We start from the raw sequence: 13,993 nt of genomic DNA, 5'->3' as shown, positions 1-13,993 counted from the left end.
ATCGTTAAAATACTGCAAGATCCTTCATTATGAATATGCTACCCCCTCCATTCCTGGACAATCCATATAAGACAAAAGTTGATGGATTGTCCGTTGTTCGTTCAATGCTTTCAAAGAGGAATCAAAGAAAATCCATTCTGAAGTTGGGGTTGATCTTAACCATGATTTTCGGTTTGGCTTCTGTCGGTTTTTCCCAAACAGATGAAACCGAAAAACCAAGCTATACCTTCAGAGGCAATATCAGTGCAACCAACAATGGCATTTCATTGGTCCCCACCTTTTCTCTCGGAAGACCCGCTGTTGTTTTCGAATTGTCATTGGGAGGAGAAAGGTTGAGTTTTGACCCGGAAATCCGCTTTGCAATGGATGGAAAACCTTGGTCTTTTATCCTGTGGTGGAGGTACAAAGTGATCAAATCTGAAAAATTCAACCTCAATATGGGTGTACATCCGGCTTTTGTATTTAGGGAAGTCTTGTCAACAAACGGGTTTAAAAATGATTTGATGGTTGCCCAAAGATTTTTTGCCAGCGAGGTATCACCCAGTTACAATATTTCAAAAAAAGTGAAGATTGGACTGTATTACCTTCATTCATTGGGTTTGGACCAAGGCTTGACTAAGAACACCCAGTTTTTGGCTTTCAATATGAACTTCTCCGACATCCACTTGTCTGATCAGATTTATCTCAACATCAGACCCCAGGTATTTTATCTCAAAATGGATGAAAGAGACGGCTATTATGCAAACACTTCTGTACTCATTGCGAAAAGGAATTTCCCACTTGCAATTGGTTCAATCGTAAACAGAAGCCTAAGATCCGATATCATCGGAAACAAGGATTGGGTATGGAATGTGAGTTTAAATTATTCCTTCCATAAAACCTTCGCCAGAAATAATTAATATTGTCAGGAAAGGAATTCAAAATCTATCTTATCATTCGATTCCAATCAAAATGGAAAAAACCGAAAGTTTAGCCGAGTTTTACAAAAGGAAGTTCAACTGGATGCCTGAAAATTTCCGGAACGAAATCGGACACTTCAATATTTTCAGGATTGAGCCGCTTATAGGGGAAAATGGCAAACCAGTCATTCCTTACAAAAGACGGGATTTCTATAAAATTATGCTCGTGAAGGGAAACAGCAAAGTCCATTATGCAGACAAGATCTTCGAAGTAAAAAAACAAGCCCTCTCCTTTTCCAATCCCTATATCCCCTATAAATGGGAACACATCGATGATATCAGAAGCGGAGTATTTTGTATATTCAACCAACAATTTTTCCATCAATTTGGCAATTTAAACCAATATGAGGTTTTCCAGCCGAATGGAAACCATGTATTTGAATTGACCGATGAACAGGCAATTGAGGTTGAGTCGATTTTTGTAAAAATGGAACAAGAGATCCGTTCGGAATACAAATACAAATATGATATTCTGCGAAACCTGGTTTTTGAATTGTTGCATTATGGACTAAAAATGCAACCTTCCACCAACTTCGAAAAGCAACAGATCAATGCTTCTCAGAGGATTTCCGCACTGTTTATGGAACTTCTTGAACGTCAATTTCCAATAGAAGAGCACCATCCAAAAATCAATTTGCGAACCGCTTCCGATTTTGCCAATCAACTCAACGTCCATGTCAATCATCTGAACAGGGCCCTCAAAGAAACAATGCAGAAAACCACTTCACAGCTGATCTCAGACCGTGTTTTACAAGAAGCCAAGATATTGTTGAAACACAGTACTTGGAACGTTGGGGAGGTCGCTTATGCATTGGGTTTTACCGAAGTTACCCATTTCAACAATTTCTTCAAAAAGCACTTGGGAACAAGCCCTCTGAAATTCAGGAATATAACTTAAAAATGGTTCAAGTCGGACTTCGTTTTTGCCTTGGCCATTAGAAATGGCTTATGGCGTGAGGCATTCCATTGGGAATTAATCAATATTTGGGTGGAGTAGAAACTACACCCAGTGAAAGCGCTAGGCGTAGTATGCCACTTCGCCTTCCTTTCCTTCGAATTTGTAATTCGAGTAGGAAGAACATTTGCTTGAAGCCGGACTTCGTTTTTCCTTTTGCCATTGGAAATGGCTAATTGCGTGAGGTATTCCATTGGGGATTCACCAATATTTGGGTGGAGTTGAAACTACACCCAGTGCGGTTGATATCGGACTTCGTTTTGACTTATCCATTGGAAAAGGCTTATGGCGTGATGTTTTCCAGGATGAAAGCAACAATATTTGGGTGGAGTAGCAACTACAGCCATTGCGGATTTTTAAAAATCCCCTAATAATCTTTCCCTTCCAAAAATTCCAAAAACCGGATTTCAGCCCAGGTAAACTCTTGTCCTTTGACCAAAAATCCGGTGTGCCCTCCCCTTTTTGGCATTTCCAGAAAAATCTTCGCATGCTTTTCTGCCAATGAAACGGGATAACATGCATCTCCCAAAAGAGGATCATTGATGGCATTGATGATCAAGGTGGGGATTTGGATGCCCGCCATCCAATTGTCTGCACTTACGCTTTGGTAGAAATCCTTGGCGTCCTTGAACCCATGGACTTTTGCCGTGAAATGGGTGTCAAAGGTGTCGAAATCCTTCACCCTTTTCAGGAATTCCAAATCCACCATATTCGGATATTGCATCCCTTTCAGGAGCATTTTCTTCTTTAATTTCCCTAAAAACCGGTTCTTATAAAATGCATTCCCTTCCAATTTCAACATCGCCGCACTCGAAGGAAGGTTACATGGCGTGGAATAAACGGCTGCTTTCTTAATCTTTGAATTGAGGTCAACACCTCTTTCCCCGATGTATTTCAAAGTTTGGGCTCCTCCCATGCTGATGCCAACCAGATAGTATTCCTGGTAGCTTCCTTTTTTCTCCACATGTTGCATCACCGTCTCAAGATCATAGGAAGCGCCATGATGGTATAGAATGGGCGCTTTGTTCATCTCACCCCCGCAGGAGCGGTTGTTCCAAGCCAAGACATCGTAGCCATTTTGATTGAAAAGTTTTGCCAATCCCTTGGCATAGTGGCGGTCAGAACTTCCCTCCAATCCATGGGAAATCACCAGGAGTTTTTTGCTTCCTACTTTTGACCAATCCAAATCCAAAAAGTCATCGTCAGGCGTCAAAATCCTTTCTCTAAGGTATTGAAGTCCTTCTATTTTCCTGAAAATACTGGGGACAATGGTTTCCAGGTGTCCATTGAACAAATGCTTCGGGGGGCCCGAATAGGTGGATTGGGAAATTATAGGCATAAAAAAAGACAATGTTTGAAGAACGAAAGTAATCACATATCCCTTAAGATTGAATATTTTGATTTAAATTGATGGATTGGAAGTGGGATGTCCGAAGTTGGAAGTCCGAAGACAGAAGACCGAAGTTGGAAGACCGAAGACGGAAGATTGAAGTCGGATGACCGAAGAATCGGATATTTCAGTCTCTTGCCAAGACTTTATTGAGTTACCAAAACACCATTGCATACACACATAAACTAAATATATTTAAATGAAATTATTCTGTTTTAAGATTGCCTTGCCTACCCTTTTTGGATTGTTCTTTTCTGTTTCCACGTGCTTACAAGCTCAATCCATAGATGAATCGATTGACAAAATTTACCCTCAACTCGATCAATTGTACAAGCATCTCCACCAAAATCCAGAATTGTCTCTTCAGGAAAAAGAAACATCCGCTTTGATGGCCAAGGAACTGCGGGATCTTGGCTATAAGGTGACTGAAAATATTGGGGGCTATGGAGTGGTCGGGATGTTCAAAAACGGCCCAGGACCAGTCTTGCTGATCAGATCGGACATGGATGCCTTGCCGATGGAGGAAAAGACGGGACTCCCCTATTCCAGCACCAAAAAAGGAATCACCAACGATGGAAAAGAAACCTTCATCACGCATTCCTGCGGACATGATATCCACATGAGTGTTTTCGTAGGCACTGCCAAAATGATGATGCAATTCAAGAACGATTGGAAAGGAACGCTCTTGATGGTAGGCCAACCTTCCGAGGAAAACGGAATGGGTGCCTGGAACATGATGAATGATGGACTGTACGAACGCTTTCCCCATCCTGATTATGCCATTGCACTTCACGATGATCCTTTCTTGCCGGCAGGAATGCTGGGTTATAAATCAGGTGCTTTGATGGCTGGCGTGGACATGATGAACGTAACGGTTTATGGGCAAGGCGGACACGGAGCGGCGCCCCACACGACAATTGACCCGATTGTCTTAAGTGCCCAAATGATTGAGGCCTATCAGACAATCGTGAGCAGGAGAATCGCCCCAACCGAACCCGCAGTGGTCACGGTGGGATCAATCCATGGAGGATCTGTCCATAACATCATCCCGGATGAAGTGACAATGCAGTTGACCCTTAGGTCTTATTCTCCTGAAGTGCGGGAAGAAATGATCTCGAGCATCAAGAGAATCAGCGAAAACCTAGCCAAGGCAGCCGGTTTGTCGGAGGATAAATTGCCGACGTATTGGATCCGAAATCCCTATACACCAGCCTTGCTCAATGATCCCGAATTGACACAAAAGATGGTTTCGGTATTCAAAAACAATATCGGAGAAGATAAGGTCCAGGAAGTACAGGCACAAATGATCGGAGAGGATTTTAGCCGTTTTGGACTCCAGGAAAGAAACATTCCCATTTCCATGTTTTATCTAGGCGCCACAGATCCCGAGACTTTCAAAAACGCGAAGGAAAAAGGACTGGATTTGCCCGGATTACACTCCCCATATTTCGCTCCCCTTCCGGAGCCCACCATCAAAACCGGGGTAAAAGCCATGAGTCTCTTTGCAATGGAAATCCTGAAAAGAGATGAGGTGATGATGGACCATAAAAAATAAAACCTTCCTGTGTGATGCAGGAAGGTCTAAGAAATAATACTTAAGTTAAAGGAAAGCGGAACGCATTGCACGTTCCGCTTTTTAGTTTTTCTTTCGGTTGAGGGAAAGCATTTTCAACATCCATTTTGGAAGCGGTTTTTCAGGCTTCCGGTTTTTCATGTTCAAATACAATCCCAATTTTTCGATGATGGGGATTTTATGGGTTTCCACAAATTCGATCAGCGTTCCATCCGGATCTTCCACATACGAAAAATGGCCCGCGGCTTTTCCCATATCAAAACTGTTGCTGCTATCGACGGTAAACGGAAATCCCATTTTTGTGCATTTTTCGGAAAGTGCCTTCATTCCCCAAATGTCAAAGCAAAGGTGGATGAAACCCAAATCCCCCCAATTCCGATCCCTGAAGATTTTAATGGGTTCACGGGTTTTGACTTCCACCAATTCGATTTCTGTCTGGCAAAGCAATTTGCTGAATGCCCCTTTTCTTTCATTTTCACCCTGAAGCAAAATCCTTCTGAACTGGTCATTGCCTCCTGAGACTTGATTGAAATCCTCGAAAACAGCTGTTTTATCATAGCTGACAAATTTGTAGCGCAGTACATTTTGGTACAATGGCAACGCTTTTTCTATATCGGATACTCCTATCACACAACCGGCCACTCCTCCTGTGAGATCACCATTTTGGTTGAACCAAGAGCTGTTTTCCACCATTTCGAACATATTCCCATAAGGATCACGGAGGTAAAAATGCTGTCTTCCATCTGGGCACATGGTAGGCGTACCGATGACATCCAATCCTTCACTTTTAAAAAACCTATACGTCTCCGATATATCCCTGGTCCGGATTTTTACCGCAAAAACACCAAGATCTCCCAAAGTAATATGGAAATCTGCAGCTCGTGGTGTGATCGAAGTGTATTGCCAAATCTCAAAACCTCCTCCTCCCTGCAGGTTCAGGGCAAGGATGGCATACCGATCTTCCGCCTTTCCGGAAGTATATTTGGTCATCAAACTGGCAGTTGCGGCATCTTCAAAAATCGGAACATCCATTTTGAAGTATTTCCGATACCAATCCCAAGCTTCGTGGGCATCTTTTACGCCAATTCCAATTTGTTGTATGCCACTGATGAAAGGCAAAAGTTCTGGATGCTTCGTCATTTTCCGCTTTATTTTTTTGATTTTCGCTCTTGGTGATTTTGGCAAAATCAAAGCTTTTTTTATGCCATGGAGGACGGAAAGCTTCTTGGGCTATTGATCTTCAAACTATTTTTCGGCTAAAACCGCAATCCACTGGCATCACAAAGCATAAACATAACGATTTATCTATAATCCAACATTCTCTTGTAGGTCGATTTTATCTTTTGCGGATGGATTTTCAGGAAAAACATGAGAAAGGCCACCAAATTTGCCCACTGAACCCGAAGCCAGGAATTGGTTTCGTACTTGCGCGCGGAAACCAGGATGCTCTTGGGAAGCAATCGGAACGTATATTTTCTTTTTATTTTCCGTACCAGATCAAAATCCTCCATGATGGTATAATGCTCATCAAAACCTCCAAGAGCATTGAAAGTTGATTTCCCGATAAAAAGTGTCTGATCACCACCACCCACCAAAAGTCCATTGAACCTCGTAAACCATGAATTGATACGCAACATCAGTTTGGGTGAATCAAATCGGTACCGAAAGCAACCTGCGGCATACCCAACCGAAATGGCATTCTGGATCTCCTTTACAAAACCCGGAACGAGCCTAACATCTGCATGGACGAAATAAAGGATTTCGCCTTGGGCATATTTTGCACCAAGATTCATCTGCGCCGCCCTGCTCCTTACTTCGGAGTTGAGCACTTTGGCTCCAAGTGTGCGGGCAATTTCTTTGCTTTCGTCCCTACTACCGCCATCCACCACGATGATTTCGAGTAGATCCGATCCTCCAATCTTAAAAAGCGTCGGAATCGTGCACTGCAGGTTTTCCGATTCATCCAATACGGGAATGATGATACTAAGCCGCATGTTTAAAAAAATCAGTTGCTTTTCCTTTTGATGACATAGTTTTTGATGGGGCTTTGCATGATTGCCTTTTCCAATTTGCCATTGAGATAGTAGAATTTGTTTTTGTTGCCGTTGACATCTACTTCATAGTAATCTCCTTTTTTCTTGATAGGGGAAGAAAGCCCATAGTTTTCGGCCATAAATACGGCATGCAGGATGGGTTCTTCAAAATACAGTTTGGAAGAACTGAAATAAAATGGGTTGGCCAGTGCGGTGTCCAATTCATACTTGTAGCTGGTCGCGGAGATTTCATACTGCTCATTGATCCAATCAATTTTGGAAAAAAAGTCTCCCCTGTTGGATTTTGTTGTTGTTCTCGACTTCACCAAGAGATTGTCTTTATAATGGCTGATGATTTCAAAATTGACGGATATATTTCCAAAAAACCAAAAGCTCACCAAACTGGTGAGCTCATAGACTGTATTTTTATCTTTTGTGTTTTTCTTGGCATTCAATTCTCCAATGGAAATTCCAGCCACGGAAATATCATATTTGATATTTTCTTGACTATAGGTCTTGTTTGACCACAGGAAAGTCAAAAGAGAAAGGAAAAGCAATTTTTTCATGTTTCGACACCCTTGGGTTTCTTTAAAGGTTTTCTAAGATGGGAAAAATTTACCTTAACAGCAACCCCCTCCATCATAGAAGAAGGTCGCCGGTGAAATATGAATATCCTGCCTGCCTAAATCCATGAGTGCATTGGCAGTTTTGTCACAGATGGACAAGGGCTGGTTTTGCAGCAGGACATGTCCTTTATCGTCATCAAAATAATCCTCAGTTCCATAATAGATCGCGGATTTTCCGGTGAAGATACAAGGCCCATCGGATGGCATTGGGTCTTTGATGGCACAAACTTCCACACTGTCCAAAAAGATCATTTCTTTGGTGTCATATTGTCCTGGCGCAAGGATGCGGTAAGGCCTCTTTGCGCGAACTTCCATCGTTCCAAATCCGGCATCGGTGATCATTTTGAGGTATTCCTCAAGGGAAAGTGAACCGCTTAGGCATAGCGCCCTCAGGCGATCATCATTTCTTAGCGTCTCCGGCATTTCCTGGTCTGTAACTGGGTCACTCAAAACCAGTCTTCCATAGGGTTTCAAAACCCTGTACATTTCCTTCAATGCTTTTTGAAGATCCTGCTTGGTGAAGATATTGAACAAACAGTTTTGGGCTGCCACATCGATGGAATTGTCTTCAATTGGGAGTGCAAGTGCGGATCCTTTTCTCAGGGAGACAAAATCCCGCTTGAACCAATCGTTCTCCGATTCAGACTCGATAAGGTTTACATCACAGGCCGTCAGCATTTCATCCACAATATCGACCCCAATCACGCCATTTGTTTTCCGGGAAAAATAAGCAAATTGGAGGACTTCCATTCCTCCTCCGACACCGACATACAGGATATTGGGATCGTTGACAAGATCTCGCGGATGCACGGTGCTTCCACAACCATAATTCATCTCCTGCATTATTTTGGGTATGGTCAATCCCGGTAGTTGCCATACCGGTGTGGTGGTACAACAAAGGCCTACATTTGGTTTTAATGCGGCATCTCTGTACACATTGATGGTCTCATCTAAATAATCACTCATTTTGTCTCTAGGGTTAAGCGAATGTAAGCATTCCAATCTTTCTCATTGTCGATGTCCGACAACATGGGAAGCAATTGGAATGGAATGTTTTTATATTTTAATCTTGCTGCTGAAATTTTCAAAACCTCGGAAGTACTCCAAGGAATTTCCTCAAACAAGCTGTTCTCAAGCCGATTCATACCCAATAAATAATACCCTCCGTCTTTTGCGGGTCCAAATACTACCGGAAAAGAGGCCAGGTTGAGGAATGCATCCCGTATGATTTCAGCACTTATCTCAGGACAATCCGTACCAATGATTGCGATGTTTTCGAATCCGGCCTCAGACACTTCCCGAAAGGCATTTCTCATCCTATCGCCCAAATCCGATCCCTGTTGGACCCTGCGGTGGTTGCTATCCAAAGAAACCCTTTCCGGTGGTTCTTCCAAATAATCGGAATAATAAATGAAGACTTCGATTTCCTGGATTTGGGTGATTTGGGAATAGGTCAGTTTCAGCAGATGGTGATATATTTCCAAGGCTTTTTCATTTCCAACTGTGGCCGCCAGTCTGGTTTTGACTTTTCCCAAAACCGGATTTTTCTGGAAAACGATCAGCGCTTGTCCATTTGTTTTTTTCATGGCATTAAGACGTTGTGCCGCCACAGCTGGATCCTGCGCCAGCTGTACAGCCAAAACAATGTTGGTTTACGACAATGTTTCGGTTCAACAATTGGATTTGGTTCCATTCGGAAATGTGCTGACTTCCCGTGGTTTCCACTTTGAGTTCCAGCATCTGATTGAAATCACAATCATACAAAAACCCATCCCAGCCAACCGAAATGGTATTTCTACACATCACATTGGCCGCCGCGACGGGATTGTAGGCCTCCAGCAATTTTTCCATGTAGGACTCATAGTTTTCGGAACGGATCAAATATTCCAAAAATCTACTGATCGGCAGATTGGTAATGGTGAATAGGGAATTGAACTCAATTCCGTATTGGCTGCTGAGTTTTTTCTTAAACTCCAATTCCAAGTCGCTTTGCGAAGCGGGAAGAAAAGCTCCCGAAGGGTTGTAGACCAAGTCCAAAACCAATCCGGATCCCGCGATTCCATACCCTACGGCATTCAACATGTTCAGCGCTTTGATCGATTTTTCGAAAACACCCTCTCCTCTCTGGGAATCCGTTTTGACGGCAGTAAAATAAGGCAAAGAGGATGCGATGTCAATTCGATTCGTCTTGAAAAATTCCGGAAGGTCATTGTATTTTGGATTCGCCACAATGATGGTCAGATTGCACCTGACGATGATGTTGATCTTGTCACTGATTTTCCTGATTTCTTCCACAAACCATCTGAAATCAGGATTCATCTCGGGTGCACCTCCTGTCAAATCCACATTTTTGATGTTTTCATTCCTGATGACATCCAGACAAAACCCCATGATTTCCCTGGTCATGATTTCCTTTCTGTCTGGACCTGCATCCACATGGCAATGTTTGCAAACTTGGTTGCACATTTTGCCCATGTTGATTTGGAGGACTTCGATCTGGGTAGGTTTCAGGGGAAACAATCCGGATTCCTTCAGTTTTTTGTAAAATGGAGTGATTTCCGATTGGGCTTCCAACACCTCCAATTCATGGGTGCTGCTGGCTAAAGGATGGTTTTGTGCTTTGAGTGACTTCATTACATGGATATTTCTTTGACTTTATTCATCATTTGGGTGCTGTGAACCAAACTGGCTCCTCCCCTAATGGCAGCTGCAACGTGTACGGCTTCCATCATCTGTTCCTCATCGCATCCCTTTTCCATGGTATCCACAGTGTAGGCTTCAATGCAATAGGGACATTGGATCGCGTGGGAAACGGCCAGAGCGATCAATGATTTTTCTCTTGCTGTAAGGGCCCCAGGCTTGAATACTTCGCCGTAATAATCAAAAAACTTGTCCGCCATGGGCTTTTGAAAATCAGCGATTTTACCAAATTTCTTTAAATCTTCAGAATTGTAATATGTTTTCATGGTCTATATGTACGAATGTTGGATGATAGTCAGATGAGGTAATCTTTTATTTTAATCAAAGGTTTCACAATTTGTTGATTATTTTCTGATCTGCTATTTTTTCAAATCACAAACTATGGTTTCTTGGATGATTGTAAAAGAAGAATCAAAAAAACTTTCCATCCCTCGGAAAGTTTCATTTTTCATTGACTCCTACAAAAGGATTTTTTTTGTATATTTAATTCTAAATTTTGGCAACAATAAATTAAAACACTTTCAATTATGACACTAAGATTAGGTGATTTGGCTCCGAATTTTGTCGCGGAAACAACAGAAGGGACAATTGATTTTTATGAATATCTGGGTGATAGTTGGGGAATACTTTTTTCCCATCCTGCAGATTATACTCCGGTATGTACCACTGAATTGGGTGCGGTGGCAAAGCTGAAGGAAGAATTTGAAAAAAGAAACGTGAAGGTAATGGCATTGAGCGTTGATGGAATTCCAGACCACATGAATTGGATCAAAGACATCAATGAAACGCAAAACACAACGGTCAATTTCCCCATCATTGCGGACCAAGATCGGAAAATATCCACTTTGTATGACATGATCCATCCCAATGCCAGCGAGAATTTTACCGTGAGGTCGGTTTTCATCATTGGAAGAGATAAAAAAGTCAAACTCATCATCGTGTATCCAGCAAGTACCGGCAGGAATTTCGACGAATTGCTTAGGGTCATTGATTCTTTACAACTCACCGCAGATTATTCCGTGGCAACACCTGCCAACTGGAAAAACGGAGAAGACGTAGTGATTGCTCCCGCAATCAAAAACGAGGATATACCGGCAAAATTCCCGAAAGGACACAAAGAAATAAAACCTTACCTGAGAATGACTCCTCAGCCAAATCTTTAAACCTGTTGAACAAATATTTTTGAAGCCTTCAGTGAATACTGAAGGCTTTTTTTGAACATAAAATTTGGGGTCAATGCCCTTTTTAGGAATAAAAATCCTTAATTTTCATTTTTTCAAACCAAATAATCAAAAGACTAAAGTCACCTATGTCAGTTTACTCAATTATTATCGGTTCAGGCAAGTATATCCCCAATCTTGTCGTTAAAAATGAAGTTTTTTTATCAAATTCATTCTTCAATGATAAAGGAGAAAAAATCCTCAAAAAAAATGAAGATATCATCAACAAACTTCAAGAAATCACTGAAATAGAAGAAAGAAGATATCTAGACCCTGATTTGAATACGTCGGATATGGCATTTTATGCCTCCGAAAAAGCCATTTCCGATGCAGGCATAGATTCAGAAACACTCGATTATATCATTGTCGCCCACAACTTTGGCGATATTCGACATGACAACCAGAAATCCGACCTGGTCCCAACACTAGCCTCAAGAGTAAAACACCTTCTAAAAATCGAGAACCCTGATTGCGTAGCCTACGATCTTCCCTTTGGTTGTCCGGGCTGGCTTCAAGGAGTGATTCAAGCGGATTATTACATTAAATCCGGTGACGCAAAAAGAATTCTTGTGATTGGAGCTGAAACCTTGTCCCGAATTTCCGATCCACATGATATCGATAGCATGATTTATTCTGATGGAGCAGGTGCTGTTATTTTGGAAGGGAAATCTTCGGATACACCAATCGGCATTCTCGCTCATAAAACGCGAACAGATACCCTTACACAAGCCCATTATCTAAAAATGGATATTTCCTATGACCCGGATTTTAAAGACAACACGCTCTTCCTGAAAATGAACGGCAGGAAATTGTATGAATATGCCCTTACCAATGTTCCACTTGTGGTCAAACAAACCATCGAAAAAGCAGGCTTGACCATCCAAGACATCAATAAGGTACTCATTCATCAGGCCAACGCAAAGATGGATGCCGCCATTCTCGCAAGGACTTTTAAATTGTTTGAAGTAGAGGTCATTCCCGAAAAAATCATGCCCATGAGCATTTCAAAACTAGGGAACAACTCCGTGGCGACAATCCCAATTCTTTATGATATGATAGTCAAAGGAGAGCTGGAAGACCAAGCAATCCATTCGGGAGATTATTTGGTCTTGGCCTCTGTGGGTGCTGGAATGAATGTAAATGCGCTGATCTATTTGGTGCCCTGAAGCCTCAAATAAATATTTCGCCTATCAAATAGGTCACCGCTTTCCCGGAAATCAAAACCCTCTTGCCGGCCAATTCACAAGTCAATTCCCCTTTTCTAGGAGACATTTGAATAGCAGTCAAGGCATTTTTACCGAGTTTTTCGGACCAGAAAGGAGTCAAGGTGGTATGTGCGGATCCGGTGACCGGGTCCTCGTCCACTCCTACCTGTGGACCAAAAAAACGGGAAACAAAATCAACTTCATTTCCAGGGGCAGTGACGATGATTCCTCTTGCTTTGACTTTGGCGATACTGGGGATATCGAATTTGAGATTTTGTATTTGACTTTCATTTTCAAAAAGCAGCAGATAATCTGTTTTTCCTTTGAAAGCAGCAATCGGCTTGGGTTGGAATCCCATGTGTAAACTTTCTACCAATACCACTTCACTGAAATCATCGGCCGGAAAATCCAATTGCAAGACATCATTCTTCTTTCTGACATGAAGCGGTCCCGATCTTGGTGACATAAATTCGATTTCATCGCCTTGAAAGCCTTCATGCTGGAAAAGTACATGGGCAGCTGCCAAGGTAGCATGGCCACACAAATCCACTTCTACGGTTGGCGTAAACCACCTCAGCGTAAAATGATTTCCTTCCCTGACATAAAATGCCGTCTCGGACAGATTATTCTCGATCGCAATTTGCTGAAGGCACTCATCCTCCAACCAGGATGACAATGGAACAACAGCTGCGGGATTACCGCCAAAAACCTTGCTTGCAAAAGCATCCACTTGGTAGATTTTCAAATTCATTATTTGGATTAGTTTATAGATACAAAAATCATTTCCTCATTTCCCTCACCAAATTCCAGCGTGAGGATATTATTCGAAATACCATAACTGTTCATCAGCACAATGGCCTGAAAATACTTGTTTTCGTAAGCCGTATTTATTGCTGACCCGCCCACTTTTGTAGTAGACAGATTTCCCACAGTCCCTATCGTTTGATTTTGTCCCAAGCGGTAGCTTCCTCTGATTGAGTTGGAAATGCCATTCCCGGTCAATTCAAAATCCCCATCACCGCTTTGGTTTTCTGTCAGGTTAAGACGTATCAGCAAATTGTCCACATCATTTCCATAGGATGAATAGGCTTCGCAAGGTGGGAAATCAATGAACCCAGATCCCTTGGTTCGAAACCCAATCAATCTCCAGGAGTTTTGGATCCCGACATTTGTTTTTTTGACTTCATAGACCACAGGACAACCTGGCTGACCTTCAGGCGCACAAGCCAGTACCGTAAATGCAAAGCCGAAAGCAATCAGCAGTTTTTTCATGGCGTTCTTTTTATACTTTTGACCGTGTTATACATTACCAATTCTATTCCGTCCTGGAAT

General features: G+C 42.2%; 15 protein-coding genes. 5 read left to right on the top strand and 10 right to left on the bottom strand.

Annotation, left to right across the window (positions count from 1 at the left end; translation table 11 throughout):
• Positions 1-29 precede the first annotated feature (29 nt).
• A complete protein-coding gene (locus Q7J63_RS15195; protein WP_304887348.1) occupies positions 30-899 on the top strand; it encodes a hypothetical protein in 870 nt (289 codons plus the stop codon).
• A gap of 52 nt (positions 900-951) precedes the next feature.
• On the top strand, positions 952-1,857 hold the full coding sequence (locus Q7J63_RS15190; RefSeq protein ID WP_304887346.1) for an AraC family transcriptional regulator: 906 nt from the start codon (positions 952-954) through the stop codon (positions 1,855-1,857).
• 424 nt (positions 1,858-2,281) lie between these two features.
• On the opposite strand, the gene Q7J63_RS15185 is transcribed toward Q7J63_RS15190, so the two are convergent.
• Positions 2,282-3,253, bottom strand: a complete 972-nt coding sequence (locus tag Q7J63_RS15185; RefSeq protein ID WP_304887344.1) for a YheT family hydrolase — start codon at positions 3,251-3,253, stop codon at positions 2,282-2,284.
• A 250-nt stretch (positions 3,254-3,503) separates the two neighbouring features.
• On the opposite strand from Q7J63_RS15185, the gene Q7J63_RS15180 reads away from it, so the two are divergent.
• On the top strand, positions 3,504-4,859 hold the full coding sequence (locus tag Q7J63_RS15180; protein ID WP_304887342.1) for an amidohydrolase: 1,356 nt from the start codon (positions 3,504-3,506) through the stop codon (positions 4,857-4,859).
• A gap of 81 nt (positions 4,860-4,940) precedes the next feature.
• On the opposite strand, the gene Q7J63_RS15175 is transcribed toward Q7J63_RS15180, so the two are convergent.
• The 7 genes from Q7J63_RS15175 to Q7J63_RS15145 form a co-directional block, all read right to left on the bottom strand.
• Positions 4,941-6,017 (bottom strand): VOC family protein, encoded by a 1,077-nt coding sequence (locus tag Q7J63_RS15175; protein ID WP_026333851.1) that lies wholly within the window; start codon positions 6,015-6,017, stop codon positions 4,941-4,943.
• Between the two features lie 161 nt (positions 6,018-6,178).
• The gene (locus Q7J63_RS15170; RefSeq protein WP_304887339.1) at positions 6,179-6,871 is read right to left on the bottom strand and encodes a TIGR04283 family arsenosugar biosynthesis glycosyltransferase; all 693 of its coding nucleotides are present in this window, start codon (positions 6,869-6,871) and stop codon (positions 6,179-6,181) included.
• Positions 6,872-6,882: 11 nt separating this feature from the next.
• Positions 6,883-7,476, bottom strand: coding sequence for a DUF6134 family protein (locus Q7J63_RS15165; protein ID WP_304887337.1), 594 nt, complete (start codon positions 7,474-7,476; stop codon positions 6,883-6,885).
• Positions 7,477-7,530: 54 nt separating this feature from the next.
• Complete coding sequence (arsM, locus tag Q7J63_RS15160) at positions 7,531-8,502, bottom strand: arsenosugar biosynthesis arsenite methyltransferase ArsM (RefSeq protein ID WP_304887335.1); 972 nt, start codon at positions 8,500-8,502, stop codon at positions 7,531-7,533.
• On the bottom strand, positions 8,499-9,122 hold the full coding sequence (locus tag Q7J63_RS15155; protein WP_304887333.1) for a TIGR04282 family arsenosugar biosynthesis glycosyltransferase: 624 nt from the start codon (positions 9,120-9,122) through the stop codon (positions 8,499-8,501). The genes arsM and Q7J63_RS15155 overlap by 4 nt, the downstream gene beginning before the upstream one ends.
• 4 nt (positions 9,123-9,126) lie before the next feature.
• Positions 9,127-10,170, bottom strand: coding sequence for an arsenosugar biosynthesis radical SAM (seleno)protein ArsS (gene arsS, locus Q7J63_RS15150; RefSeq protein WP_304887331.1), 1,044 nt, complete (start codon positions 10,168-10,170; stop codon positions 9,127-9,129).
• Positions 10,170-10,502, bottom strand: coding sequence for an arsenosugar biosynthesis-associated peroxidase-like protein (locus Q7J63_RS15145; protein ID WP_304887329.1), 333 nt, complete (start codon positions 10,500-10,502; stop codon positions 10,170-10,172). The genes arsS and Q7J63_RS15145 overlap by 1 nt, the downstream gene beginning before the upstream one ends.
• 261 nt (positions 10,503-10,763) lie before the next feature.
• On the opposite strand from Q7J63_RS15145, the gene Q7J63_RS15140 reads away from it, so the two are divergent.
• Both Q7J63_RS15140 and Q7J63_RS15135 read left to right on the top strand, forming a co-directional pair.
• Positions 10,764-11,399: a peroxiredoxin gene (locus Q7J63_RS15140; protein WP_304887327.1), complete on the top strand. Its 636-nt coding sequence runs from the start codon at positions 10,764-10,766 to the stop codon at positions 11,397-11,399.
• A gap of 146 nt (positions 11,400-11,545) precedes the next feature.
• On the top strand, positions 11,546-12,622 hold the full coding sequence (locus Q7J63_RS15135; RefSeq protein ID WP_304887325.1) for a 3-oxoacyl-ACP synthase III family protein: 1,077 nt from the start codon (positions 11,546-11,548) through the stop codon (positions 12,620-12,622).
• Positions 12,623-12,626: 4 nt separating this feature from the next.
• On the opposite strand, the gene Q7J63_RS15130 is transcribed toward Q7J63_RS15135, so the two are convergent.
• Together Q7J63_RS15130 and Q7J63_RS15125 are read right to left on the bottom strand one after the other, a co-directional pair.
• On the bottom strand, positions 12,627-13,412 hold the full coding sequence (locus Q7J63_RS15130; protein WP_304887323.1) for a PhzF family phenazine biosynthesis protein: 786 nt from the start codon (positions 13,410-13,412) through the stop codon (positions 12,627-12,629).
• Positions 13,413-13,420: 8 nt separating this feature from the next.
• A complete protein-coding gene (locus tag Q7J63_RS15125; protein WP_304887322.1) occupies positions 13,421-13,933 on the bottom strand; it encodes an META domain-containing protein in 513 nt (170 codons plus the stop codon).
• Between the last annotated feature and the right edge of the window lie 60 nt (positions 13,934-13,993).

Origin of the sequence: Rhodonellum sp. (genome assembly GCF_030656585.1) — a bacterium.
Taxonomy (GTDB): domain Bacteria; phylum Bacteroidota; class Bacteroidia; order Cytophagales; family Cyclobacteriaceae; genus Rhodonellum; species Rhodonellum psychrophilum.
Note: the sequence above shows the minus strand (reverse complement) of the source record. Positions and strands in the feature narration are given on the sequence as shown.

Bases quoted from the DNA above. Each gene is read 5' to 3' on its own strand.
- Q7J63_RS15195 (WP_304887348.1), top strand. From the start codon at position 30: ATGAATATGCTACCCCCTCCATTCCTGGACAATCCATATAAGACAAAA.
- Q7J63_RS15190 (WP_304887346.1), top strand. From the start codon at position 952: ATGGAAAAAACCGAAAGTTTAGCCGAGTTTTACAAAAGGAAGTTCAAC.
- Q7J63_RS15185 (WP_304887344.1), bottom strand. From the start codon at position 3,253: ATGCCTATAATTTCCCAATCCACCTATTCGGGCCCCCCGAAGCATTTG.
- Q7J63_RS15180 (WP_304887342.1), top strand. From the start codon at position 3,504: ATGAAATTATTCTGTTTTAAGATTGCCTTGCCTACCCTTTTTGGATTG.
- Q7J63_RS15175 (WP_026333851.1), bottom strand. From the start codon at position 6,017: ATGACGAAGCATCCAGAACTTTTGCCTTTCATCAGTGGCATACAACAA.
- Q7J63_RS15170 (WP_304887339.1), bottom strand. From the start codon at position 6,871: ATGCGGCTTAGTATCATCATTCCCGTATTGGATGAATCGGAAAACCTG.
- Q7J63_RS15165 (WP_304887337.1), bottom strand. From the start codon at position 7,476: ATGAAAAAATTGCTTTTCCTTTCTCTTTTGACTTTCCTGTGGTCAAAC.
- arsM (WP_304887335.1), bottom strand. From the start codon at position 8,502: ATGAGTGATTATTTAGATGAGACCATCAATGTGTACAGAGATGCCGCA.
- Q7J63_RS15155 (WP_304887333.1), bottom strand. From the start codon at position 9,122: ATGAAAAAAACAAATGGACAAGCGCTGATCGTTTTCCAGAAAAATCCG.
- arsS (WP_304887331.1), bottom strand. From the start codon at position 10,170: ATGAAGTCACTCAAAGCACAAAACCATCCTTTAGCCAGCAGCACCCAT.
- Q7J63_RS15145 (WP_304887329.1), bottom strand. From the start codon at position 10,502: ATGAAAACATATTACAATTCTGAAGATTTAAAGAAATTTGGTAAAATC.
- Q7J63_RS15140 (WP_304887327.1), top strand. From the start codon at position 10,764: ATGACACTAAGATTAGGTGATTTGGCTCCGAATTTTGTCGCGGAAACA.
- Q7J63_RS15135 (WP_304887325.1), top strand. From the start codon at position 11,546: ATGTCAGTTTACTCAATTATTATCGGTTCAGGCAAGTATATCCCCAAT.
- Q7J63_RS15130 (WP_304887323.1), bottom strand. From the start codon at position 13,412: ATGAATTTGAAAATCTACCAAGTGGATGCTTTTGCAAGCAAGGTTTTT.
- Q7J63_RS15125 (WP_304887322.1), bottom strand. From the start codon at position 13,933: ATGAAAAAACTGCTGATTGCTTTCGGCTTTGCATTTACGGTACTGGCT.